21 protein-coding genes are annotated in these 25,557 nt (G+C 52.5%); 14 read left to right on the top strand and 7 right to left on the bottom strand.

The genetic code is table 11. The annotated features are described in order from the left end of the window. Positions 1–52 precede the first annotated feature (52 nt). The 3 genes from L855_RS12850 to iscB all read right to left on the bottom strand — a co-directional run bounded on the left by L855_RS12850 (position 53) and on the right by iscB (position 3,613). The gene (locus tag L855_RS12850; protein WP_159788609.1) at positions 53–1,207 is read right to left on the bottom strand and encodes a hypothetical protein; all 1,155 of its coding nucleotides are present in this window, start codon (positions 1,205–1,207) and stop codon (positions 53–55) included. A gap of 102 nt (positions 1,208–1,309) precedes the next feature. Next, positions 1,310–2,149: a diaminopimelate epimerase gene (gene dapF / locus L855_RS12845; RefSeq protein ID WP_159788607.1), complete on the bottom strand. Its 840-nt coding sequence runs from the start codon at positions 2,147–2,149 to the stop codon at positions 1,310–1,312. A gap of 192 nt (positions 2,150–2,341) precedes the next feature. Then, positions 2,342–3,613, bottom strand: a complete 1,272-nt coding sequence (iscB, locus tag L855_RS12840) for an RNA-guided endonuclease IscB (protein ID WP_159788605.1) — start codon at positions 3,611–3,613, stop codon at positions 2,342–2,344. Between the two features lie 338 nt (positions 3,614–3,951). Here iscB and L855_RS12835 point away from each other — a divergent pair, with 338 nt between their 5' ends. The 3 genes from L855_RS12835 to L855_RS12825 all read left to right on the top strand — a co-directional run bounded on the left by L855_RS12835 (position 3,952) and on the right by L855_RS12825 (position 5,882). Beyond that, on the top strand, positions 3,952–4,182 hold the full coding sequence (locus L855_RS12835; RefSeq protein WP_159788603.1) for an Hfq-related RNA-binding protein: 231 nt from the start codon (positions 3,952–3,954) through the stop codon (positions 4,180–4,182). A 100-nt stretch (positions 4,183–4,282) separates the two neighbouring features. Then, a complete protein-coding gene (locus tag L855_RS12830) occupies positions 4,283–5,149 on the top strand; it encodes a M23 family metallopeptidase (protein ID WP_159788601.1) in 867 nt (288 codons plus the stop codon). A 175-nt stretch (positions 5,150–5,324) separates the two neighbouring features. Further along, the gene (locus L855_RS12825; protein ID WP_159788599.1) at positions 5,325–5,882 is read left to right on the top strand and encodes a late competence development ComFB family protein; all 558 of its coding nucleotides are present in this window, start codon (positions 5,325–5,327) and stop codon (positions 5,880–5,882) included. Between the two features lie 22 nt (positions 5,883–5,904). Here L855_RS12825 and L855_RS12820 read toward each other — a convergent pair whose 3' ends face one another. Next, the gene (locus L855_RS12820) at positions 5,905–6,483 is read right to left on the bottom strand and encodes a L,D-transpeptidase (protein ID WP_246198850.1); all 579 of its coding nucleotides are present in this window, start codon (positions 6,481–6,483) and stop codon (positions 5,905–5,907) included. Positions 6,484–6,770: 287 nt separating this feature from the next. Here L855_RS12820 and L855_RS12815 point away from each other — a divergent pair, with 287 nt between their 5' ends. Next, entirely contained in the window at positions 6,771–9,461 is a 2,691-nt protein-coding gene (locus L855_RS12815) for a PD-(D/E)XK nuclease family protein (protein ID WP_159788597.1), read from the top strand. Positions 9,462–9,656: 195 nt separating this feature from the next. Next, the gene (gene ppk2, locus L855_RS12810; protein WP_246198849.1) at positions 9,657–10,508 is read left to right on the top strand and encodes a polyphosphate kinase 2; all 852 of its coding nucleotides are present in this window, start codon (positions 9,657–9,659) and stop codon (positions 10,506–10,508) included. 72 nt (positions 10,509–10,580) lie between these two features. On the opposite strand, the gene L855_RS12805 is transcribed toward ppk2, so the two are convergent. Further along, a complete protein-coding gene (locus L855_RS12805; RefSeq protein WP_159788593.1) occupies positions 10,581–10,928 on the bottom strand; it encodes a hypothetical protein in 348 nt (115 codons plus the stop codon). A gap of 152 nt (positions 10,929–11,080) precedes the next feature. Between L855_RS12805 and L855_RS12800 the strand changes: the two genes are divergently transcribed. The 6 genes from L855_RS12800 to rsmG all read left to right on the top strand — a co-directional run bounded on the left by L855_RS12800 (position 11,081) and on the right by rsmG (position 19,253). Continuing rightward, complete coding sequence (locus L855_RS12800; protein ID WP_219729916.1) at positions 11,081–11,875, top strand: MlaE family lipid ABC transporter permease subunit; 795 nt, start codon at positions 11,081–11,083, stop codon at positions 11,873–11,875. A gap of 30 nt (positions 11,876–11,905) precedes the next feature. Beyond that, a complete protein-coding gene (locus L855_RS12795) occupies positions 11,906–13,687 on the top strand; it encodes an ABC transporter ATP-binding protein (protein ID WP_159788591.1) in 1,782 nt (593 codons plus the stop codon). A gap of 154 nt (positions 13,688–13,841) precedes the next feature. Further along, complete coding sequence (locus L855_RS12790) at positions 13,842–15,074, top strand: glycosyltransferase family 4 protein (protein ID WP_159788589.1); 1,233 nt, start codon at positions 13,842–13,844, stop codon at positions 15,072–15,074. A 294-nt stretch (positions 15,075–15,368) separates the two neighbouring features. Beyond that, positions 15,369–17,930: a mannose-1-phosphate guanyltransferase gene (locus tag L855_RS12785; RefSeq protein WP_159788587.1), complete on the top strand. Its 2,562-nt coding sequence runs from the start codon at positions 15,369–15,371 to the stop codon at positions 17,928–17,930. Between the two features lie 135 nt (positions 17,931–18,065). Continuing rightward, the gene (locus L855_RS12780) at positions 18,066–18,539 is read left to right on the top strand and encodes a single-stranded DNA-binding protein (protein ID WP_159788585.1); all 474 of its coding nucleotides are present in this window, start codon (positions 18,066–18,068) and stop codon (positions 18,537–18,539) included. Positions 18,540–18,545: 6 nt separating this feature from the next. Next, positions 18,546–19,253 (top strand): 16S rRNA (guanine(527)-N(7))-methyltransferase RsmG, encoded by a 708-nt coding sequence (rsmG, locus tag L855_RS12775; protein WP_219729915.1) that lies wholly within the window; start codon positions 18,546–18,548, stop codon positions 19,251–19,253. Here the strand turns inward: rsmG and L855_RS12770 are convergent. Then, complete coding sequence (locus tag L855_RS12770) at positions 19,217–19,408, bottom strand: hypothetical protein (protein ID WP_159788583.1); 192 nt, start codon at positions 19,406–19,408, stop codon at positions 19,217–19,219. The two genes, rsmG and L855_RS12770, sit on opposite strands and share 37 nt — an antisense overlap. 245 nt (positions 19,409–19,653) lie before the next feature. On the opposite strand from L855_RS12770, the gene pds reads away from it, so the two are divergent. Together pds and crtB are read left to right on the top strand one after the other, a co-directional pair. Next, entirely contained in the window at positions 19,654–21,102 is a 1,449-nt protein-coding gene (gene pds / locus L855_RS12765) for a 15-cis-phytoene desaturase (protein ID WP_159788581.1), read from the top strand. Further along, on the top strand, positions 21,086–22,012 hold the full coding sequence (crtB, locus tag L855_RS12760; RefSeq protein ID WP_159788579.1) for a 15-cis-phytoene synthase CrtB: 927 nt from the start codon (positions 21,086–21,088) through the stop codon (positions 22,010–22,012). Before pds ends, crtB begins: the two co-directional genes overlap by 17 nt. Before the next feature lie 122 nt (positions 22,013–22,134). On the opposite strand, the gene L855_RS12755 is transcribed toward crtB, so the two are convergent. After that, complete coding sequence (locus L855_RS12755; RefSeq protein WP_159788577.1) at positions 22,135–24,456, bottom strand: ATP-dependent helicase; 2,322 nt, start codon at positions 24,454–24,456, stop codon at positions 22,135–22,137. 88 nt (positions 24,457–24,544) lie between these two features. On the opposite strand from L855_RS12755, the gene pip reads away from it, so the two are divergent. Continuing rightward, positions 24,545–25,495 (top strand): prolyl aminopeptidase, encoded by a 951-nt coding sequence (gene pip / locus L855_RS12750; RefSeq protein ID WP_159788575.1) that lies wholly within the window; start codon positions 24,545–24,547, stop codon positions 25,493–25,495. The last annotated feature ends 62 nt before the right edge of the window (positions 25,496–25,557 follow it).

Genomic DNA, 25,557 nt, shown 5'->3' with positions numbered 1-25,557 from the left:
GGATTGCCCCTACGTCTTGTCTACTGCCTACTGTCTACTGCCTACTGCCTTCCTAAACCCCCTTCGCCTGTTCTACCGCCCAAGTGAAAGTTTGCAAAATCTGTTCCAACATCAGATCATCTTGCAACGCCGAGAGTCTCAGATAGGGGAAACGAATTTCCGTGGGATTCGTCGGTAAGGCGATGCCCACCGAACTAAACTTAGAACGGAGTTCATTCCAGGGTTCACTCTGATTGAAGGGAGGTTGGGAGCCGTAATTTTGTGAGGATAACTCTAAGCCGCCCCAAATGCCGATGTTAAACAACTCGGCACCAATTTTGCCGCGACCGTCTTTGAAATATACCCCAAAGCCCCCATAGTTATCTCCCTTGCCCCATTGCACTTCAACATGAGGCATTTTTTCCTGGGCCCAGGCATGGATTTTTCGTGCTACTACCGCCTCTTCCTCGCCCCGGCGACTGGCGAATTCTGGGAAAAATGACGTTTCATCCCAACGACGGCGTTCACGGGTGGCGCTGGACTTTTTCAAACGAGCCTCAGCCGTCTGGCCTAATACCCGAGGAACCAGTAAACGTAAGGCTTCGGAGGAGTGATCGGCATATTGTTTAACCTCCAAGGCCAACACTTCAGCGGGATCGACTTGTTCATTGAGAAATTCCACCACCCGCCGCAATTCTGGGGCGATGCGATCGGCGACAAAGACGAGGCGAATCTTTCCGGCTTGTAGGTGCGTTTTGACCTTCTGCCAGAATCGCTCCTCATTGGCATCTTCCCCTAAAAACTCCTCAAAGACTTCTTCGGGATCTCGTCCCTGTTCGCGACAGTTGGTTTCAAACTGCGACACGATGGTGTCGATGGGCCAGTAGATACTGGCATTTGCGGCATAGTCCAACATCTGACCAATGACTTCTTGGCGGATGCGACTGGTATCAATGCGTTTAACTTCAACGAGGGTCGGGATCGCATTTTGGTCGATGAAGAGGCGATCGACAGACCAACGACCTGCCCCATCTTCTTCAGTGGGGATGGGGGTTTCACGGCGAACTAAGAGCCAGTAGCGCGGCAACGCCGTATCAATTTGATCTCCGGCTAGGAGATTGGGATAGGTTTCGAGTAGTTCTTGGAGTTGTTCTTCGGACTCGTAAGCTTGCTCGGTCATTTCGACTAATTGCTCGTCGTCCTGGATTAGATAAATGCCTCCACCCATGGGTTATCCTCTATACCTTAGTTGTTTTGACGTGACCTGGACTTTGGCGATAGTTCACCTTACCCCCTTGTCTTCGGATTCTGTTCAGATGACTCTGCCAGATTACAAGTCGAGTGTTCCTGCAAAGACAAAGGTGGCTGGCCCCGTCATATACACTGATCCTTGAGTCGACCAGTCAATCTCCAAGTTACCACCCGGCAGTTCAACGGTGGTGGAGCGATCGCAGCGCCCGGTGAGGACCCCTGCAACCACAGAAGCACAGGCTCCCGTGCCACAGGCTAGCGTAGCACCTGCTCCCCGTTCCCACACCCGCATTTTTACGTAATTTCCCTGAGTGACCTCAATGAACTCCGTATTGATGCGTTGGGGGAACTGGGGATGATGTTCAAATTGGGGGCCAAGTTGCTCTAGGGGAATGGCGGCCACATCATCGACGAAGATGATGCAGTGGGGATTCCCCATACTGACGGTGGTGACCTGCCAGACGCGATCGCCCACAGTTAAGGGCATATCCACAACCTTCTCAGACTCAGCCTTCAGGGTTGTGGGAATTTGCCCCGCCAATAAACGGGGTTCTCCCATATTCACTTTAACCCGTCCGTCCGCTAGTCGTTCAGGGGTGATGACCCCCGCCAGGGTGTGGATGCGATAGGTAACTTGGCGTTCGCCTTCGAGTTGTGCCGCAAACTGAGCCAGACAGCGGATGCCATTGCCGCACATCTCCGGTTCCGAGCCATCGGAGTTGAAAATCCGCATGGTGTAATCGCTGCCATCATGGCCAGGGAGCAAGAAAATCACGCCATCGGCCCCAACGCCAAAATTGCGATCGCAGATCTGTTGCGCTTGCTCGGGGGTGAGGAGCGGATCGCTGCTGTGGCGATTGTCCAGCAGGATGAAATCATTGCCTAAACCGTGATATTTCTGAAACTCCAGAGTCGTCATGTTGAGTCAATCCTTTGTCTGTTCTGGGGTGGCGTTCACGTAAACCTCTTGAGAGCGTGGAAGCCCCGTGTCTTTAGACCGGGGAGGAAAAGCGACAGGGGGACTCACGTAAACCTCTTGAGAGCGTGGAAGCCCCGTGTCTTTAGACCGGGGAGGAAAAGCGACAGGGGGACTAAAGTCCCCGTCAATCTTTCAAGCATAGGCGTAACCATCCTTCCTGTGAATGGGTTTGCAGTATTTGTGGTTGATACCTGCCACTCTTCCCGAGGCGGTGGTAATATCAAAACTGCCAGAGGCACGGCAGAGAACCCGTCCTATATATGAGCCAATTTTCTTCCCTGCCGTGACCGTAGCCGTCACGATATCGCCAGTCTGAAAGCCGTTGTGAATTTGTCTCCTGGAGCGGTGACGAGTAGGAAATCCGTACTTATTCGTCCCGCACATCCGACGAGTTCCATGCCCCTTCGCTACAATCAGCAACGGTTTTGAAGTTACAATATCGAGTGATTCGACGGGTCCAACACAGGCAGCATCAAGCCAATGAGCCTTGGGTAGGTTAAGCCGAAGTCGATTGAACTTCGTTTGTCCGCCTGTTCCTGTGGTGACCCGAAGTCCTGTTGCGTTGAGAGCGTTGAACAAGGCCCATCGGGTCGAGTTGACGGCAGCCGCATCGTTAAGGGGGGATTTTGCCTGCCTGAGAAGACGACTCAGGACATCAGGCTGGCCCGATAAAAAATCTCGAATGTCCCCATTGCCTTTGGCTTGATTGCACGAGCGGCAAGCCATCGTCAGGTTAGAAACTCGGTCAGAGCCACCCTTAGACCGGGGCTGAATATGCTCAACTTCAAGGGGTACATTTTGAACTCCGCAGTAAGCACAGGTTCGGCCCCACTTTTCCAACAGGTATTCCCTGACTTCGTAGCCTTGTAAGGCTCCCTGCTGATACTCAACACCTGAGATATCCGGGTTTTTCATCAATTGTAGGTCAAACCGTACTAGCTCTTGAGCAATGCGGCCAATTGGGGCAAGTCTACGGAATCGGTTAACCCAGGTCATCAGAGTATCGACTCGATGTTGCAAGCTCGGAGCTAACCAACCCTCGCTCCGAGTCCGATTCAAGAACCGAGCCGGCCGATATCGGGTCTTGCGGTTTCGTCGAGAACGTCGCAGTTGACGACGAGACCGCAAGGCTTCTACTATCTGCTGTCCTCGGTGCTGCAACTCGGCAGCAAAGATGATTCGATTCCCTTGCTTCAGGGCAATTCCAGTGACGTTAGAGCCTGGGTCTAATTTGAATTCGACCGGTTCAGGATTCGCATCAACCTCCTTATTTAGAATAATGGTGAATGGGTAGCGTCGAAATACCGATGCTTTTCCGGCTTTGAGTAGTGACCGTGCGACCCCTGGCTGGCAGGGGGTCAGAGGCTTACGGTTGGTATCTAAAACGAAAACATGGTTAGACATTGTTGCGTCTCTTCTGATTGCTCGTAACGTTGGCTTCGCTAATGTTCAGAGTCGGTACTTTCCCAATCGCACTGTCTTAACCCCTTAAAACTGTTTAACGATTTGGTTCTAGAGCCGGGAACTAGCACGCATTCCCGGGTAGGAACGTTAACTCTTGCTCTGAACGTAGCCTGTTAGGGCGATAGCTGGTCAGCTACCTGAAGAGGAGGCACGAAGCCCCCGTGCTTCAGCTGGGGGTGCTGACGCCATTTCACTAGAGGTGGTATGGTAGCAAGTACAAGGGCAATCGCAGCGATGCCCATGACAGGTCTTTCTATTATCGGTCAGGAGACGGACTTATGGCGATTGAAATGGATACGAGTTTACCGAGCATTCGTTTCCTACAACAGTACGTCAAAGAACATACCCCCATTGAACTGCAAACCACCACCGGCGATCGCCTAGTGGGACGACTCGCGTGGCAAGATCCCATTTATTTCTGTATCCGGGATGATGGGGGACATCAATATCTGGTGAACCGTCAACTGGTGGTTTATGTCAAGCCAGTCGAGGCGCCCGGAGATTCTTAAACCCAAAAGCCCACCGGAATCGGACCAGAGGCTCTGTAAGTAGTATCGAGAGCCAGATAAATTTGAATCATTACCTGCGACACCAGCCCACCTTGCTGTTATGCTAAATCCCTTTACCTCGTCCTTAAGTCAACCCCTGTCCGCTGTTATCGGGGCCTGGGTTGTGATGACGGCACCGGCGATCGCCCTAGAGGTGCGAGTCTCCCCAGAACAACCTCGCTTAGGGGAAACCCTCTCGGTGTTAGTGGAAACGGACGCCGAACAAGCCCCCACCGTCACGGCCCGGGGCCGCAGCTATGAGACCTTTGCCGTGGGTCAAAATCGCTATCGGGCCTTTATTCCCACCACCCCTCTCGATTCGCCGGGTTCCTTTTCCATTGAGGCCCAGTCTGCCGGCCAACGGCAACGGGTGGATGTTCCCCTCGGCGATCGCAATTTCACCATTCAAGAAATTTGGCTATCTCCCTCCGTCAACGCCATCACGGGGACAGATTACGAATTTGACCGCATGGATGACCTCAAAGCCACCGTTACCCCAGAACGACTCTGGACCGGTTCGTTTATCCATCCTAGCGATGGCCCCATCACCACCCCCTACGGCGTTCGTCGCTACTACAACGGAGTCTGGGCAGAAAACTATTATCATCGCGGCCTCGATTACGGCGCCCCAACGGGGGCCCCTGTTGTCGCAGCGGCCCGGGGTCGAGTGGCCCTAGTAGGAACCGTGTCTCAAGGCTTTGAGCTTCATGGGAATAGTGTAGGCATTGACCATGGACAAGGGGTAACCACCATTTACATTCACTTGAGCCAAATTGAGGTACAAGAGGGACAGATGGTCGAAGCCGGAGAGGTCATCGGCCGCGTTGGTTCCACCGGTATCTCCACGGGCCCTCATCTCCATTGGGGAGTCTATGTTAATGGGGAATGCGTTGACCCCGCGCCCTGGCTTGGATTGGGTTTGAAATAGGTTAACCGCAATTCCGGGTCTACCTGGAATTGTGGAAAATCACCGGAATGCCCAACTTGACCCGAGAAAAAACAGTATAATCTCAGAGTTTCAGGTAAATTGTTGTATTTCAGATCTCTGACGGACGGTGTGGTGATCCATTGCATCGATGTAGCAAGACTAACCGATAGCCGCTATGAGCATTGTCAAAATTGTTGAACAGGCCTTGTCTGACGGGTATTTAACCCCCGTCATGGAAGCTGAAGTGGGGCGCATTTGTAATACTGCCTCCGAACTGTCTATTGAAGAATATATGTCCCTCGATCGCCTGATGGGGGCATTGCTTACCGGTGACGTTGTCGTCTTGCCGCGCAAGCAGTTTATCAATGTTATGGAAGAGTTGGTGTTATCGGAGGCGATTACGAAAGTTGCCGAAATTGAAGCCACCATCGATCGCACCCTGGATGTCGGCGATATCGCGGCCTATGCCCTCAACCGACTCCCCCCTCTCTACGCTACAACCGAGGAAGGAGCAAATTTCCAGCGATCGCGGGCCCGGGAACAACTCTCAGATCTGATTAGCAAGCAGGTCACCGATGCCATTGATCAGAGTTTGGCTCATCCGGAGTTCTTCCCAGAACGTCAGCTTCTAGGTAAAACCAACCCTAAGGAAGTGTTGTCTCAGGTTAGTATGCTCCTAGAAGCCTATGCTGAGAACTTTGAGGCCGAAGAACAACAAGCTAAAGAATCCTAGGGACTCTCCCGAGGGCGATCGCTTAGGGGTGGACGATCACGGGAGTTCCGGGCTGCACCTGCTCAAACAACTCCCGAATATGGGCGTTTGACAGACGCAAACAGCCATGGGAAGCCGCGGCCCCAATCGAGGCTTCATCCGCTGTGCCGTGGAAGCCGATATAGACCCGACCATCGGTCCAAAAGCCAATCCAGCGATCGCCCAGGGGATTGCCCGGACCTGGGGGAATCTTCTCTCCGGTGAGGGGATGTTTCCAGGTGGGATATTTTTGGGTTTCCACGACTTCAAACGCCCCCGTCGGAGTTTCCCAACCGGTTTGACCAATACCCACGGGATATTCGGCCTCACGGCTGTCTCCTCGATAGAGAGCAACCCGGCGTTGACTCAAGGACACCACCAATCGAACCATCTCCGGGGAGCTTTCGTTTGAGGACTCTCGTGTCGTCGTCGGAGAATGGAATGTCTCTAGGACATTAAGACTGGTGGTAACCGGGACATTCAGCCGGGATAAGAGGGAGGGAGATGAACTCACCGGCTCAGTGTCCTGAAAATTGCCGCTAGAGTTGCCCTCGTCAGGAACTAAAATATCCAAAACAACCAATGTTGCGGCGCCTAAGAAACAGAGCAACGAAAAAATCTGGGTGATAGACTGGTTGTTACGCATGGTTGGAGTGACATTCCCATCAAATAATTTTAAAAATCACAACGGGAGCCTACCAGAATTAACATGGGGGCAACAGCTAGACGCTATGGCGAGGGAAGAAGACACCTCTACACTTTGATGATACCCAACTTCATCACGAACTTGACACTCCCACGGCTAAAGCCAGTGGGATTCTTGGTTCCTCGACCGGGCTTACAGGACTGTAACACGAGGAGGTTGAGGTAATGCGGATTGTTAAAATTGAGGGCCAGGGCGACGCTGAGGGGCGAGAGGGAGTTGAGATCATTGCCCCCGCAACTCAAGTCGTTTGCGCCCACCCCTCCCAAGCTCAGGCTCTCGGGGTTCCTTACTGTTCCCTAGACCTGTTGGCCCGACAGCACTGTTACCAAGAGGGCTGGCAGGTATTATCGCCACTGATGGCCTATCAAGAGCGGTTGAGCGTCTTGGAGCAGGTTCTGCGATCGGGGGATTGGCCCCATCTACAAGGCCAAAGCACTCTAGATCTCAGAACCTTAGAACGCCAATTGCGACCGGGGATAACCGCTCTGTTACGCTCCCCTTCGCCGCTGAGTGACCTTGCCGAACGCACCCCAGCCTCCTCTAGTTTTGACTTGTTAGTGCGGGTGAGTCTCGCCTATGAGGCTCACCTAGAACGCCGACAACACCTCGATCCGGCTCAGTTATATCAGCGGGCCACTCAGCTTAAGCCAACTCCACGAGCCATGTCCCTGTTGGGCTATCCGGAATGGATTGAGCGGCAACCTCGCTTAAGATTTTTGAATGCGATCGCCGATTCGGGAAGTGTGGTCTATCTGGCCAGTGGGAGGGCGTTGGGGTTGAAGGAACAGGAGCGGGCGATCGCACAATTCCTGGCTCTCGGTTGGACGCTTGATACTCCAGAGCAGGGGTTAAACACCTCCTCTCAGGAGGCGGCTTCTCCCGTTTCCTTCCATCAGGCTCAGGGGACTCGCTACTTAAATCAGGAAGAGGAAGTGCGCGGGGTGTTGCGTGACCTGAAACGTCGCTTGCGTGAGGGAGTCCCCCCGGAGGAACTGGCCTTGGTGACCTGGGATGAAGCGGGATATGCTCCCATCGTGTTGGATATCGCCTGGGAATATGAGTTACCCATCTATCGCGGGGGATCTCAACGGCTGTTGGCGACGGGGTTGGGTTCTTGGCTGAAACAGGCTCTCGACACCGTGCGATCGCGGTTTGAGTTCGAGACAACGGCAGCGTTTCTGCGTCATCCCTTCACCTCCTCGGAGGAGACGGGCCCCATTGACTGGGACAAGGTGCGACAGTTTCATCCCCAAAATCTGGAACGTTGGCGCGACTGTGGGGCCAATCTCACCCCCCTAGAGAACTGGACTCGTGGCGATCGCCACACCTGGTTACAACGACTACGACAGCTTTTGCAGCATTGGCCGGTTCTGGCCCGGGGTCAGCAACAGCCCAGTTTTCGCTCAGTGGAGTTAGCCTTTGACGAAGCCTTAGAGCATCTAGCGGGACTCCCCCAGGTGCGCCTTAACTTAGACCAATTCGCGCGGGAGCTGTTGGACACCCTCTCCTTGGTTCAGGTGGCTCCTGTCTCTCCCCAGGGGGCGATCGCCCTCCAATCCCCCGCTGCGGTAGTAGGGGCGAGATATCGTCATCTTTGGGTTTTGGGGGTGGCCGATGGAATCACCCCCTCTCCTCTGCCCCAGGAGCCGTTGTTAGATTGGTATCACCGTAAACAGCTTGACAAACAAGGCTTTGCCATTGAAACCGCTGTCGCGTTAAGTCAACGACAACTGCTGCTGTTTGCCCAATTGTTCCGTTCGGCCCAAGAAGCTCATTTATCCTATCCCCGCCAAATTCAGAAAACCCCCATGCTGGCCAGTCCTTATTTAGCTCGCTTGGGAATTGAGGTGGGGGACGCTCAGGAGGATGGGGCGATCGCCAGTTGGCAAGAGTTGCGTCAGCGAGGGTTACGTCAGTCACTCCCCCTAGAGGATGCGGTGTTAACTCATGCGGCCCGCAGTTGGTCCATTGAGCTGCACCGTCAACAGGGTTTAGGGGGCGATCGCGAAGCGTGCGGGAACCGCAATCGCTTCCAGGGCCAGACTGAGATTCCCCTCGATATCCCTTCGCGCCAGTTTAGCGCCTCCCAACTGACTCATTTGGGTCAATGTGCCTTTAAATGGTTTGCCGGAGACTTGCTCAAGATTCAAGAGTTGCGCGAGGCAGAGACCGAGTTATCTGGGCGATTACGGGGTCGGCTTTATCACAAAACCTTAGAATTGGCCACTCAAAAAGCCTTAGACACTGGTTCTACGGAGTTACGTCAGGCCCTGCTTGACCATTTAGATGCGGCGTTCCTAGAAGCCGAAGAATTAGAACGGTTACCGGAGTTAGCCGCCTGGGGAGCCAGACGGAAAGAACATTTACAACGCTTGCGACGAACTCTCTCTCAGGAGTCCTTCTTGGGGGAAAACAGCCAAATCTTAAGCACGGAACAGCCGTTTGAAGGAGAGTGGTATGGGTTCCGGGTGCGGGGGGTGGTGGATCGGGTTGACCGGACGCCTGAGGGCTATGTCATCATCGAGTATAAGAGCCGTTCTAGCCGTCCCAGCCGGGCGAAGAATGAACGGGGTCAGGCGGATTTAGATATTCAACTTCCTCTCTATGGGGATGTACTGGGCCAACAGTTACAGGAAGCTGAGGCTGAGGCGGCTTCGGTGCGGTCTTACTATTACTCTCTGACGAAAGGGAAACCCCTAGGACATCGGGATAAGCTCAATCGCGAGGCCCTACAACAGTTTAGCGATCGCCTCAAGGGCCATTTAACTCGGGGGGACTATCCCGTTGAACCAGATAAGCAACAGTATGCTTGTCAGTATTGCCCTCATGATGCGGTGTGTCGGGTGCGTCGCTAGGGATTGAGAGGGGGGAGGGGGAACCATGGAGTCACAGAGGACACAGAGATAGAGAAGGGGGAGAGAGAGGGGCGATCGTCAAGTTTGGGAGAGTGTCCTATAATGAGGCCAACGGGAACGCGAACTGTTCATTAGTTTTGTTGATTGTTATTGCAAATGGGTAAAAAAAAGAAGAACAAGAAAGGTCAAACTGATTTGGAAATTGCTCCTGAGACAGTTAACAGCGCCTATGACCCCAACCTGATCGCGTCAGAGCAGCCTAAACCCACCAAGAAACTTCCTAAAAAAGTTTATAAAAGTGAACTCAAACGACTGCAAATTGAGTTAGTCAAACTACAGACCTGGATTAAAGAAAAAGGCTTAAACGTTGCCATTATCTTTGAAGGTCGTGATGCGGCTGGGAAAGGGGGAACCATTAAGCGGATTACGGAATGCCTCAACCCCCGGATTTGTCGAGTTGTGGCGCTGGGAACCCCTACAGAGCGGGAAAAGAGCCAATGGTATTTCCAACGCTATGTGCCCCATTTACCGGCGGCTGGGGAGATGGTCTTGTTCGATCGCAGTTGGTATAACCGAGCTGGGGTTGAACGGGTGATGGGATTTTGTTCTGAGGAAGAATACTGGGAGTTCTTGCGCTCCTGCCCAGAATTTGAATGTATGTTGGTGCGATCGGGCATTATTCTGATTAAATACTGGTTCTCAGTCAGTGACGATGAACAAGAACAGCGGTTTCAAGCGCGAATTGATGACCCGACTAAACGCTGGAAACTTAGCCCGATGGATTTGAAAGCGCGGGAGAAATGGGTTGAGTATTCCATTGCCAAGGATGAAATGTTTGCCCATACCGACATTAAGCGATCGCCCTGGTATGTTGTGGATGCCGACGATAAGAAGCGGGCGCGTCTGAATTGTATCCACCACATCTTGACGATGATTCCTTATGATGACCTAACACCAGATCCAATTGAGCTTCCTGAGCGCCAGGAAGATATCGGCTATCTGCGGCCCCCCAAGAGTAAACAGAGCTTCGTGCCCAACCACTACTAACCTCAAGCCGAATGGGAACAGGCCCCGCTCACCACTCAACTCCTCTGTCTTGACAGGGGAGGGAGGGGTGAGTTAGCGTTCATGTTGCTCTTGAGGTGTGTGAAAGCTGGCGAACATATCAAACAGCACGGCTACGAAGCTAAAGGAGAACCCGAGCCAGAGCAGTCCCTGGAAGGGGTGGCCCGTACCGAAAATGGCTAGAAACTCCAATAGCAAGTCTAGGCCAGCATGACCCAGTTGGGTGCAAAGGGGGATATAACTGATGACGAGGAGGGCTAAGGCGCCAGCGGCGAAGACTAATCCGGGTAACAGGAAACTGAACACCGTGGTTAGACAGAGCGAGCGCAAGCGGGAGAGGTGGGTTGTCAGAAGTTGGTTAGATAACATGAGGGATAACGGCGAAACTTGTAAAATTGCCAAGAGCTGTAATCTCGAATGCTCCTACCTTAAGGGCGATCGCCCCGAAGATCCGAAAATTGTATAAATCTTAAATAAACCTAAAGAAACTTGGTATTTCGTGTAACGTTCCCTTGCAGTGTGTTTGTTGTTGTTATCGTTTTGGCGCAGAACCCTTGTATAAGAGACTCATTCCCAGCAGCCTAGCCAAGTGGGGCCAGCGTCTACTCGCCGCCATCCTTTTAGGTGGACAGGTGGTCATTCACCTCTTGAGTGGCAAAATCCACCGTCGCAACACCTTAGAACAGATGTCTTTCGTTGGGCCGCAGTCGTTACTCATCAATACCATCACTGCCGGTTTTGTAGGGATGGTCTTTACCATTCAGGTGGCTCGCGAGTTTTTGAATTTTGGTGCCGGTTCCGCCGTCGGGGGGGTTCTGGCGGTGGCGTTGGCCCGAGAACTCTCCCCAGTTCTCACCGCCGTGATTGTCGCAGGCCGGGTGGGGTCCGCCTTCGCCGCCGAAATTGGCACAATGCAGGTCACGGAACAGATTGATGCCCTCTATATCCTACGAACGGACCCCATCGACTATTTAGTGATTCCCCGATTCATCGCCTGCTGCATCATGGTTCCAGTTTTGACCCTCTTTTCCCTCATTATCGGTATGAGCGGGGGGTTATTGATTGCCACGACTCAATATAGTATTGCTCAGTCAGTCTTTCTCGAATCAGCCCGTAACTTTATGGGCATCAGTGACCTCATCAACGCCGCCATCAAAGGAGGGGTGTTTGGTGGCTTAGTGGCCATCATTGGTTGTAGTTGGGGACTGACCACCTCGGGAGGTGCTAAGGGAGTTGGGGAATCGACTACAACAGCGGTGGTGACAGCCTTAATGGCAATCTTTATTACCAACTTCTTTCTCTCCTGGGTCATGTTCCAAGGGATGGGGAGTGCTTCCCTAACCTTATAATTTTGTTCTTTATGACCATTTTTGGCTTCTATGAAATCCTCTAAACTGCATCCATTTCGACGCTTAGTACATTATGCCCAGGGCTATAATGTTGAGATTTGGAAAGCTTGTCTTTGTTCGGTTCTCAACAAAATTTTTGACCTCGCTCCCCCAGCTTTAATCGGTTTAGCGGTTGATATCGTCGTTGAACAAGAGAACTCATTTTTAGCTGGTTGGGGCATTGAATCCGTCTTAGCTCAATTGCTCGTGTTGTCTGTCCTGAGTTTTTTGATTTGGGCATTAGAATCCCTATTTGAATATGCCTATCAGCGACTGTGGCGGAATTTAGCCCAATCGATTCAACATGATTTACGGCTCGATGGCTATCAGCATTTGCAACAGATGGAATTGTCCTTTTTTGAGGAACGCAGTACCGGCGCCTTGATGGCAGTTCTCAATGATGATATCAATCAGTTGGAGCGCTTTTTAGATCGAGGGGCTAATGAAGTTCTGCAAGTGTTAACAACGGTCATTGTCATTGGTGGGGCATTTGTGGTTCTAACCCCGAACATCGCCGCCTTAGCCTTGCTCCCCATTCCCTTTATCCTTTGGGGGTCAATTAGCTTCCAAAAACGCTTAGCTCCTCGCTATGATGCCGTTCGGGAAACCGTTAGCACTCTTAATTCCCAGTTATCCAATAACTTAACCGGCATTACTACGATTAAGAGTTTCACCTCAGAAGACTATGAAACCGAGCGGATTCGGAAATTAAGTGATGCGTATTCCCAAACTAATCGACGAGCAATTTCCCTCAGTGCGGCGTTTGTCCCCTTAATTCGTATTATCATCTTGGTGGGCTTTACCGCTATTCTCCTATTAGGAGGATTAGAAGCTGCCGCTGGGACGTTAGCCGTGGGGACTTATAGCACCATGGTTTTCCTGACCCAGCGTTTATTGTGGCCCCTAACTCGTTTAGGAGAAACCCTAGATTTATATCAGCGATCGCAAGCCTCTACCCGACGGTTGTTCAAACTTCTTGACACCCCCATTGCCCGACATCCCGGCTCAAAATCCTTACCCGTTGACCAAGTTAAAGGGGAAATCATTCTAGATTCCGTCACCTTTGCTTATCACGATCGCCAACCGGTCATTCAAGAGTTTTCTCTCTCCGTTCCCGCCGGACAAACTATTGCTATTGTGGGGGCAACGGGTTCAGGAAAAAGCACCATTGTCAAGTTGCTGTTACGACTTTATGAGATTAAATCAGGTCATATTACCCTAGATGGCTTAGACATTCAGGACATCCTATTATCGGATTTACGTCGAGCCATTGGTTTAGTCAGTCAAGATGTCTTCCTCTTCCATGGAACCGTTGCTGAGAACATTCGCTATGGTAGTTTTGACGCCCGAGATGAGGATGTCGTCGCCGCCGCCACTATCGCCGAAGCCCATAGTTTTATCCAAGAGTTACCCCAAGGATATGACACTATCATTGGGGAGCGAGGTCAAAAGCTCTCAGGAGGGCAACGACAACGGTTAGCGATCGCTCGAGCGGTCTTGAAAAATCCACCCATTTTAATTTTAGATGAAGCCACCTCAGCGGTAGACAATGAAACAGAAGCCGCCATTCAACGGTCTCTAGAGCATATCACCCAAAATCGCACCACAATTGCCATCGCCCATCGTCTTAGTACCATTCGCAATGCTGATTGTATTTACGTCATGGATCGCGGTGAAATTGTCGAGCAAGGCTCCCACGAACAACTCCTAAATCAATCCGGGATTTACGCCAGTTTATGGACAGTCCAAATGGGAGAACTCATCAAGCATTAAGCCCCCCCTGTTCCCTATTCCCTTCTCCCCCCCCTCTCTCCCTCCCTGTCCTCTGTGACTCCGTGGTTCCCTATTGCCTACTGCCTACTGCCTACTGCCTACTGCCCCTCCCCCCCCTGATACCATAGAAAAAACCTCGAAGCCCGAAACCGTTATGAATGTCTTAAGCCTATCGGCGACATTTCCCTATCCGCCGAGTCGGGGGGGAACCCAAGTGCGGACCTTTAACTTATTAAAATATTTAAATCAATATCATCCCGTTACCTTAGTCACCCAGCGACAGGCGGGGGTGACCGACGAAGAAATTGAGGCCCTGCGGGGGTATGTGAGTAAACTGGTGCTATTTGAGCGTCCTCCAGCCTTAGCAGGAGGAGCATTAGACAAAGCCAAACGCTTTGCTGGCTTTTTTCTGGGGGGAACGCCGCCGAGTGTCTTGTCCTATTATTCCCAGGAGATGCAAGCTTGGGTTGATGAAGCCGTTAACTCCGGCGACTATGATGCCATTACCTGTGAACATAGTGTTAATGAAACCTTTGTCCGGCCTCAATGGGGCGATCGCCTAAAAACCATCGTCAATGTCCATAGTTCCATTTTTGGAACCTGTCAGCAACAATTGGACACCGAAACCGCCGAACATCCCCTGCGCGATCGCCTCAATCTCCCTCTGCTGTTTCGCTACGAGAATCGCTATTGTCAGAAATTCAGTAATATCGTCGTCACCACCCCCGAAGATGGGGCTCAGATGAAACAGTTTAATCCCGACAGTTGCATTATGGTGATTCCTAATGGGGTAGATGTCGAGTTGTTCCCCATGCGATCGCAGGACCCCGGTGGTCACCGTCTCACCTTCGTGGGGGCCATGGATAATATCGCCAATATCGATGCCGTGACCTTCTTAGTTAAGGAGATTTACCCCCAGGTGCGATCGCGCTATCCCGACACCACCCTAACCCTCGTCGGGTCGAATCCCGTCCCAGAGGTACAACAACTCGCCGAGGTTCCGGGAGTCACCGTAACGGGACGCGTTCCTTCCATGTCCGACTACCTGCACCAAGCCACCGTTTGCGTCGTCTCCATGCGTATCGGCTATGGGATTAAGAACAAAACCCTCGAAGCCATGGCCGCCGGAACCCCCATTGTGGGAAGTGATGCCGCGTTGGAAGGGTTAGACGTGGATGGGGAGAGCGTTCCCCAGCGGGCCTTGCGGGCCAATCAGGTTCCCGAGTATGTTCAGGCCATCAGCCATCTGTTTGAGAACGAGAGCTTGCGTCAGGACCTCTCCCAGCAGGGACGGGCCTATGTCGAAGAGCAGTTTACTTGGCAGCGAGCCGGACAACTGTATGAACGGGCGATCTCCGCTCAGCGTGGGGTTTGCCCGGAGACTTGAGGCTCGTGGTAGTCTAGGAGGCAGACATGGATAGAAAATTCAGCGATAACCAAAACGATCTTTAACCCAATCCATCTCCCCTTGAAGCTGTTTGAGATACCCATTTGATAGTCCCCGATTTGATAAGTCCCCAACGTGAGATCCCAGTTTGATCACTCACGCTGACCCCCAGTTGGCAGATCTGGGCATCCAGGTTTTCTAACCTAGACCGCAGAGCCGTTTTCCCTCAAAAGCCTCGGAACCGCCCGAAAACTGTATGATTTGGAAAAAAACGTAATTTAATAAGGAGTGCTTATGCGAGCAGTGTTAATGGCTGGAGGATCAGGAACACGTCTACGTCCCCTGACCTGTGACCTTCCCAAGCCGATGGTGCCGATCCTAAATCGCCCCATCGCCGAGCATATCCTCAATCTCCTCAAGCGTCACAATATTACAGAAGTTATTGCAACGGTTCATTATCTTCCCGATGTGATGCGGGATTATTTTCAGGATGGTAAGGACTTTGGCGTTCAGATGACCTATGCGGTGGAAGAGGAACAACCTCTGGGAACCGCTGGCTGCGTCAAGAACGTTGAAGACTTGCTGGATGATACCTTTGTTGTCATTAGTGGTGATGCCATCACCGACTTCGATCTGCAAGAGGCGATCGCCTTTCACCGAGAAAAAGGCTCTAAAGCCACTCTCGTCCTCAAGCATGTCCCTAACCCAATTGAGTTTGGGGTGGTGATTACCGATGAACAACAGCGAATTGTTCGCTTCTTGGAGAAACCCTCCGCGTCCGAAATTTTCTCCGATACGGTGAACACGGGGACCTACATCTTAGAACCCGAAGTTCTCCAGTATCTGCCCTCTAACCAAGAATGTGACTTCTCGAAGGATTTATTTCCCACCCTGCTGGATAAAGGGGAACCTCTCTATGGTTACATTGCCGAAGGTTACTGGTGTGATGTGGGCCACCTTGAAGCCTATCGTGAGTCTCAGTATGATGCCTTGAACCGTAAGGTTGCGATCACCTATCCCTATGAAGAACGAGAACCTGGGGTTTGGGTGGGCCAAAACTCGTTTATCGATGACAGCGTTAAAATCAAGCCCCCGGTTCTAATTGGGGAAAATTGCCGCATTGGCCCGCGCACCAACATTGAACCCGGAACCGTGATTGGGGATAACGTCACCATCGGTGCCGATGCGGATCTCAAGCGTCCTATCATTTGGAACGGTGCTATTATCGGCGATGAGGTGCATTTACGTGCTTGTACTATCTGTCGCGGCACTCGCGTTGATCGCCGGGCCCATATCTTGGAAGGTGCTGTCGTCGGTCCCCTCTCCACCGTGGGAGAAGAAGCACAAATTAGCCCTGGTGTGCGTATTTGGCCGAGTAAGAAAGTTGAGTCGGGGGCGATTTTGAACATTAACCTGATTTGGGGACAAACGGCCCGGCGTAATTTGTTTGGCCAGCGAGGGGTCAGTGGTTTAGCCAACATTGATATTACCCCCGAGTTTGCCGTCAAGTTGGGGGCCGCCTATGGCTCTAGCCTGAAACAGGGAGAACAGGTGGTGGTGTCCCGAGATCAGCGGAGTATTTCGCGCATGGTTTCGCGGTCAATTATTGCGGGCATTATGTCCGTTGGGGTCAATGTGCAAAACTTGGAAGCGACGGCCATTCCCCTGTCCCGTTCCTTTGCTCGGGCTTCCCGCAATGGTATGACGTCCCGTCCCACGATCGCAGGCGGGATTCATGTGCGGATTCATCCCGATCGCTCCGACTCGATTTTGATTGAGTTTTTTGATGCCAATGGCATTAATATTACCAAATCTAAGGAGAAAAAAATCGAAGGGGGGTATTTCAAGGAAGACATCAGACGGGCCCAAATTGCCGAAATCGGTGATATGACCTATCCCAGTCAAGTGTTGGAGATGTACAACACGGGCTTTGAGAAGTTACTCAATGTTGAGGCGATTCGTCACAGCAACAGTAAAATTGTCATCGACTATGCCTATGCCGTGTCCGGGGCAATTCTACCGGTGTTGTTGGCGAAGTTTGGCAGTGATGCGGTGGTGTTGAATGCGAGCCTCAATCAGTTGGCGTTGGCTAATGAGGAGCGGGAAGGGCTGTTGACCCAGTTGGGGCAAGTGGTGGAAGCCTTACGGGCTAATTTTGGGGCCCAGGTATCTGCGAATGGGGAGCAGTTTATTCTGGTCGACGAGTCCGGTTTACCGATTCGCGGTGAACAACTGACCGCTTTTATGGTGAATATGATTCTCACCGCTCACCCTCGGGGTACGGTGGTGGTTCCGGTCCATACATCGAGTGCCATTGAACAGATTGCTCGCCGTCATGACGGCCAGGTGATTCGTACTAAAGCCAATCCCACGGCCTTGATGGAGGCCTGCCATACCAACCCCAATGTGGTCTTGGGAGGAAGTGGGGAAATGGGCTTTATTTTCCCGCAGTTACACCCCGGCTTTGATGCCATGTTCTCCATCGCCAAGTTGATTGAGATGGAAACCCTGCAAGGGCGATCGCTCGGACAGATTCGCGCGGAACTCCCCCGGGTGTATCACCGCTGTCAGACCATTCGTTGTCCCTGGACGGCGAAGGGGGCCTTGATGCGTCATATGGTGGAAACCCACTCGGCAGACCGGATTGAGTTAACCGATGGGGTAAAAGTCTGTGAGCCTCAGTCGGATAACTGGATCTTGGTGTTACCGGATGCAGGGGAACCCGTGGTGCATATTTTCGCCAATGGTGACGATCGCGATTGGGTTGATGAGATGCTTTTGGATTATCGGGGCCGGATTCAGAAGTTTGTCGAACAACAACAGGGGGGCCAGAATTTACCCCTAGATGAGATCTAGACTGGCATCCCGGAGACAGATTGAGGTAAGCTGAGAGGCTGAGGAGACCATGGCTCAGAGTTTGGGTCAGCGGTTCCTCGCCTCGCTGCCTTGAGTCGCTCTCAGGATGCCCTGAACTGTGAAGAATTTAGTGCAATGAATAGCTGTATTTTCATGGCGGAGATTGTTCAAGATCCGCAACTGCGATACACAAGTGATAGTCAGACGGCAGTTACCGAGTTATTGGTGCAGATTGACCCACTCCGAGATGGGGATGCACCGGAAACGCTCAAGGTGGTGGCCTGGCGGAAGTTAGCTGAGGTTGTCCCCCAAAACTTCCATCGTGGCGATCGCGTGGTGATTGAAGGCCGTTTGGGTATGATTTTGTTTGAGCGCCCGGAGGGTTTCCGTGAGAAACGGGCTGAGGTAACGGCTCAGCGGATTCACCTAATCTCTCACGCGACTGGGGGAGTGGCCCCGATGACTCCTCCACCGGGAGCCTCGATGCCATCTCCGGCCCCGGTTACGCCGATTAATACCTCGGTGAACGCTCCCATGGATGCTCCCATCAATCCAGCCACCCCAGGCTCTTCTCCCGATGAACCGCTATCGGATGATATTCCGTTTTAGTCTCTAATGGTGGAGTTTGACCTGATTGATGATCCTACTACTCCCTCCCTGCCGTCTGAGGTCTGGGAGGGGAGTTTGGCTTGGCCGATGACCTTAACGATGCAGGCTGAGTTTCAACGGTTTTATGATTGTGTGGTGCAGGGGAACCGTCGCGCCAATTTGACGCGGATTCTCGAACCCATGGACTTTTGGGAGAAGCATCTCTGGGATTCCCTACGAGGGGTGCTGCCGTTTCTCTCGGGTGAGGTGCCGTTACCGGACAGTCCTCGTCTGGTCGATATTGGTACGGGGGGCGGGTTTCCGGGCATTCCTCTGGCGATCGCCCGGCCGGATTGGTCTCTGACGCTATTGGATTCGACTCAGAAGAAGGTGCGCTTTTTACAGGCGGCGATCGCTCATCTTCAGTTGTCTCAGGTGCAGGCGATCGCTGGTCGGGCGGAAACCTTAGGTGCGTTACGGCCCTATCGAGGGGGCTATGATGTGGCGCTGTTACGAGCGGTGGCGGCGCCCTCGGTGTGTTTGGGCTATGCTCGCTCTTGGCTGAAACCGGGAGGCTGGGCGGTTCTGTATCGTGGCCAATGGCGAGATGAGGAGCAAGAAGATTTACAGCAAGGCTTACAAGGCTTTGAGTTGGTCACGATTGACGCGTTTGTGACCCCACAGACTCAAGCCACTCGTCATAGTGTGATGTTACGACGGCTGAGTTCTGGCTGAGGCGGATGTTGCTGTTGCTTGACATCGGTGATGTCCTGTTTCATTTCTAGCCAGGCCCGCAAGCATTCTTGTTCCCAGAGGCGACAGGTCTCACTGGGGTGCTTGGTTGGGGGATGATGGGGATGGGGGCGAGTTGAGGGGGGAGAAAGGCTCATAGTCAATGGGGAAATGGCGATCGCATATTGGTTCCTTCACCGCCGCTGGGTGATAATCCGGATTTATGGCGGAGAGATTTTTCTGGGGCCTCAGTGTTGGTGTAATCCCCCTGAGTGCAACGGTTGACCTTCTGTGTTTAGGATGGTTTTGCTCAAAGTTGGGCTTTTTCTGTGATTTGTAACGGATTGCAACATATAATGAGAATCGGGCAAATTGTTTAGTCACCGAGAGGTTAGTAACGTTAATGCGAGTTGCGATCGCCGGAGCCGGTTTAGCAGGACTATCTTGTGCCAAGTATCTTGTCGATAGGGGTCATACCCCCGTCGTCCTAGAACGCCGCGATGTCCTTGGGGGCAAAATTGCTGCCTGGAAGGATGAGGACGGAGATTGGTATGAGACGGGGCTACATATCTTTTTCGGGGCCTACCCGAATATGTTGCAACTGTTCAAAGAACTTGAGATTGAGGATCGTCTTCAGTGGAAAGAACACACGATGATTTTCAATCAACCGGAAACTCCTGGAACTTACTCAAGGTTTGACTTTCCAGATTTACCGGCTCCGGTCAATGGTCTCGTGGCGATTCTTCGCAACAATGATATGCTCACCTGGGCGGAGAAAATTCGCTTCGGTATTGGCTTACTTCCGGCTATCGTGAAGGGTCAAAGCTATGTCGAGGAGATGGATCAATACTCCTTTTCAGAGTGGCTGAAGCGGCAAAATGTCCCCGAACGGGTAGAAAAAGAGGTCTTTATCGCCATGTCCAAGGCGTTAAATTTCATTAACCCTGATGAGATTTCTGCCACCATCATTCTAACGGCTCTCAACCGTTTTTTACAAGAGAAAAACGGCTCCAAGATGGCGTTTTTAGATGGTTCGCCCACGGAACGGCTCTGTGACCCGATGGTGGAGTACATTGAAGCTCGGGGCGGTCAGGTTCGTCTCAAGGCTCCCTTGAAAGAGATTCGACTCAAGGACGATGGGAACGTTGAGAATTTCCTGATTCGCGGCTTAGACGGAGCGGCTGATGAGCAGCTTGAGGCCGATATCTATGTCTCGGCCATGCCCGTTGACCCCCTGAAGCTACTATTACCTGACCCCTGGCGTGAGTTGGACTACTTCAAACAACTTGAGGGCCTAGAGGGGGTTCCGGTGATTAATCTACATTTATGGTTTGATCGCAAACTCACCGATATTGATCATCTTCTGTTCTCCCGTTCCGACCTCTTGAGCGTGTATGCTGACATGAGCAATACCTGTCGGGAGTATGCAAATCCTGACAAGTCCATGTTGGAATTGGTATTGGCACCGGCCCAAGATTGGATTAGCAAATCCGATGACGAGATTGTGGCCGCAACCTTAACGGAGTTGAAACAACTCTTCCCACAACACTTTGGCGGCGAGTCTCCGGCAACCCTCTTGAAGTCTCATGTGGTGAAGACTCCTCGCTCTGTGTATAAGGCGACTCCCGGTCGTCAGCAACATCGCCCCGTTCAACGAACCCCTCTTGAGAACTTCTATTTGGCTGGGGATTTCACCCTGCAACAGTATCTCGGGAGTATGGAAGGTGCTGTGCTTTCTGGTAAGCTGACAGCGCAGGCGATCGATGCCGATCTCCAAACCCAGGGGGCGACCCCAGGAACTTCTGCCCAATCTTTGACTGTCGAGCCTGCGACGAATGCTGCAACTGCCTAAATCCCCGCCCAAGGTCACCATGCGCCTGTCACTTGAGGAGGCTTACGAGGAATGCCGTCAAATCACCGCTAAGTATTCCAAAACTTTTTATTTGGGAACGCGGTTGATGTCCGAAGCGAAACGCCGTGCTATCTGGGCAATTTATGTCTGGTGTCGCCGCACGGATGAGCTGGTTGATGGCCCGGATGCGAAGCAAACGACCCCAGAAACTCTCGATCAGTGGGAGGCCCGTCTAGAAGCCATTTTTGCGGGTCATCCTCAAGATGAGTTGGACTTGACCTTGACGGATACGCTACAACGGTTTCCCTTAGAGATTCAGCCGTTCCGCGACATGATTGAGGGACAGCGGATGGATCTCTATCGTAGTCGTTATGAAACCTTTGAGGAGTTAAAACTCTATTGTTACCGGGTAGCGGGAACGGTGGGTTTAATGTCGGAAGGGGTAATGGGGATTAACCGAGTCGCATCCACCGCTCCCTGGGCCGATGGCCCCTATCATCCTACTCAGGAGGCGATCGCCCTGGGGATTGCTAATCAGTTAACGAATATTCTCCGAGATGTGGGGGAAGATGCTCGCCGAGGACGGATTTATCTGCCTCTGGAGGATTTGGCGCTGTTTGATTATACGGAACGGGATTTGTTGGAAGGGGTGACGGATGACCGTTGGCAAGCCCTGATGCAGTTCGAGATTCAACGGGCCCGCAAGTACTATCTAGAGGCGGAACAGGGTATCAGCGCCCTCAGCCCCGATGCCCGTCTCCCGGTTTGGGCGGCCACAATCCTCTACAGCAATATCCTCACGGAAATTGAACGCAATGATTATGATGTGTTCAGCCAACGGGCCTATGTGCCCAGTTGGCGCAAGGCGCTCTGTTTGCCGGTGGCTTGGTTACGGGCCCAGGCACTTTAGGGGCTTGGCGGGAGGGTTTGTACTTGCCTTGATTAGACATATTGAATAACACAACAAAAGGCAATATAAGCAAGTCCTGGATTGCGTTTTTTGGTGTAAAACTGTAGATTTTCGGTTGTCTATTATTCAGTCTTTGTTGGGTGAATAGCATCTGGGTACTTGTTACAGAGAGCGTTGAAAGGGGGGGAGGCGGGTATGGCTTGTAGGTTTTCTGTCTTGTTCCAGGTAAAGGGGGCGTCTTTAGCGGCCGATAGCCAGAGAAGGCGTTTGGCCCGAGTCATGGCAACGTAAAAGAGGCGATATTCTTCGGCTTGTTTGAGTTGGGCGGCCAGTTGCCAATAGTCATCGTAGCTTTGGCAGTCTTGACTGGGTTCGTGGTCGAGGGCGTCTCGGTTCCAGAGATGCTGGCGTAGTTGTCCTCGGGCGACTTCTTCGAGGGTGAAGTTGCCCAGGAATTGGATTTGAGGCTTGACGTACAACTCTCCAGGAATCATGTTCTCGTGGAGAAAGGGGAGAAAGACAAAATCCCAGTCTAGTCCTTTGGCTTTGTGCATGGTGAGAATCGTCAGTCGCCCCGGTTGGGTATATTGAGAGTCCGATAAGTCTGTGTCAACGCGATCGAACGGTTGGCTGGTGACGAGATTAAAGAGGTTGTCTAGGAATTCTCCGAGGGAGAGGCGATCGCTGGTTTGCTGAAGGAGTCGCTCGTTGAGTTTGTCGGCGGTGGCCAGTTCACTGGCACTATAGTCTAGGGTTAGGGCGAAAAAGCCGATGAGATGGGTTTGGGGCAGTTCCAGGCGGGCTTGCAGGAGGGCGCAACAGAGACGACGGGCCGCTTTGACTTCGGGGGGTTGGGGGGGTTCGAGAATGGTGGGATAGAGGAATCGCTCGGGGAGGCTGGCGAGGCGATCGAGGTCTTGACGGGGGATGAGTTGACGACCCACGAAGACTTCTAGGGCCCCTTTGAGGGCTTCGCCCGAATGGGGACGATGGACGAATTGCAGCAGGTTCAACATCTCTAGAGGGATGCCGGAGAGTCGTTGTTCGGCTTCGACATGATAGATATTGAGATGATGGTGGTGTTGGCTGAGTTCGCTGGCGATGAACTGCCCTTGATTTTTTTGACGGACGAGAACGGCGGCGGTGGCTTGGGGATGCTGCGCGAAGAGATCGGTTAGGGTTTGGGCCAGGCGATCGACGGTTTCGCTGATATCAAAGGGACGATGCAGTTGTAAGCCTCCGGCGATGGGGGCTGGGTTGGCGTTAGGTTGGGGGTCATCGGCGGTGACGGCTTCGATGAATTGGACTTCAAAGGGAAGGGAAGCGTGGCCTGGATGAGGCGGGGTTTGGAACTGTTGGCGCCACTGTTGGTTAATCCAGGTGAGGGTGAAGTTGGCGGCTTCGATGAGAATGGGGCTACTGCGTCCGGCCCGTTGGATGGTGGTCTGTCGTTGCTGTTGGTGGCATTGATGACAAAAGCGGCGGAAATAGATGGGATCGGCGGGGGTGAAGGTGGAGTTGATGGCTTGGTTGGGGTCACCCACCCGGATGAGATTGGGGGTTCCGTCGGGAGTTTGGGCTAGGATGTCGAGGAGTTGTTGTTGTAGGGGGGAGGAGTCTTGGGCTTCGTCTTCAAAGACGGCGAAGGTTTCCTGTTGCCAGTGTTCTCGGATGTTGGGGTCGTCAAGGACGTTGAGGGCAGCGAGAATGGCGTCGTTGTAGTCGATGAGTTGCTGCGACCGCAGTCGCTGTTGGTAGAGGTCGTAGAGATGAGCGCCAATTTCTAGGATGGAATAGGGGTCGGCTTGGAGTTGGCCAAGGGCTGCGACTTGGTCTGGGGAGAGTCCTGAGGATTTGGCTTCTTGGATAACGGTTTGGGCCAGGTTGGGCAGAACGTCGGTTCTCAGGACGGATTGGCGACGGAGTTGTTCGGCTTCCTCGCCGTCAAATTCAATTCCGGTGATGAGGGGTTGATAAAGATGGGGATGCTCATTAATCCATTGTTCGACGCAGCTGCGGATGAGACGCTGGTTATGATTGTCTTCGATGAGGGTTTGTTGGTTGAGATCCAGGCCGGATTGCTCGGGATGACGACCGGCAATTTTGAAGGCCAGGCCATGAATGGTGGAGACGGAAAAGCCCCATTTGGGGAGTTTGAGGAGTTCTAGGTTCTGGCGAATTTTGGCTTTGATGTTGGCGGCGGCGGAGCGGGTGAAGGTGACGATGAGGAGTTGATGGCGCGGATGGAGTCGTTGTCGGGCGATGGTGAGGGCGGCGGCGATGGCCATTCCGGTGGATTTTCCGGAACCGGGAACGGCGGAGACGGCGAGGGGACCGTTCTGCCAGTCTCCCATTTCTTGTTGTCCGGGACGGAGGCTATTGCGCAGGTCTTGGATCAGTTGGGGGCGATCGACTAAAGATGGTTTAGATTCGGGTGAGGTCATAGCAATTTGCTCGAAATTGGGGGAAAATGGGCTATCAGCAGTTATTGGCAGTTTATCGTTTTCCCGATTAACCGGTCTTTTAGGATTTATGCGCAATCTTTATCCCCCGATTAGCCCCTATACTACGGGGACATTACAGGTATCTGATCTCCATACTCTCTATTATGAGGAGTCCGGCAATCCGCAGGGGAAACCAGCAATTTTCCTACATGGGGGTCCAGGTGGGGGATGTATTCCCATGTATCGCCAGTTTTTTAATCCCCAGGACTGGCGTTTGATTTTGTTCGATCAACGCGGCTGTGGTCGCAGTACTCCCCACGCGGAGTTACGGGAGAATACGACTTGGGATTTGGTGGCAGATATTGAACGCTTACGGACTCATCTAGGGATTGAGCGTTGGCTGGTGTTTGGGGGTAGTTGGGGCAGTACTCTGTCTCTGGCCTACGCAGAAACTCACCCAGAACGCTGCACTGGGTTGATTTTACGGGGGATTTTTATGTTGCGTCCTCTGGAGTTACGCTGGTTCTATCAGGAGGGAGCCAGTTATATTTTCCCGGAGGCTTGGCAGGAGTATCTTAAACCCATTCCTGAAGAAGAACGGGGGGATTTGATGGCGGCGTATCATCGCCGTTTGACCAGTGAGAATCGTCAGGTACGGCTTGAGGCGGCTCGGGCCTGGGCGATTTGGGAGGGCAGTACGAGTAAGTTATTTCCTGATCCCGATGTCCGGTCTAAGTTCGGCCGTGAGGGGTTCGCCGAGGCGTTTGCTCGCATTGAATGTCACTATTTTGTCAATGGGGGCTTTTTTGAGCGGGAGAATCAGTTACTTGAGGATGTGCAGCGGATTCGTCAGATTCCCACGGTGATTGTTCAGGGTCGATATGATGTGGTTTGTCCGCTGCGATCGGCTTGGGAGTTACATCAGGCGTTTCCTGAGTCGGAGTTGATTGTGATTCCTGATGCGGGCCATTCGGTCAGTGAACCGGGGATTCGCTCGGCGTTGCTGGATGCTACGGATCGTTTTTTGGCTCTCCGTTGAGGCTGGGGATTAGGACTAAGCCTGAGAGTTGATGTTTTCATCAACTCTCAGGGAAAAATAAA

Origin of the sequence: Sodalinema gerasimenkoae IPPAS B-353, from assembly GCF_009846485.1 — a bacterium.
Lineage (GTDB): Bacteria > Cyanobacteriota > Cyanobacteriia > Cyanobacteriales > Geitlerinemataceae > Sodalinema > Sodalinema gerasimenkoae.
The sequence above is the reverse complement of the archived record's forward strand: the minus strand, read 5'-3'. Positions and strand labels throughout refer to the sequence as shown.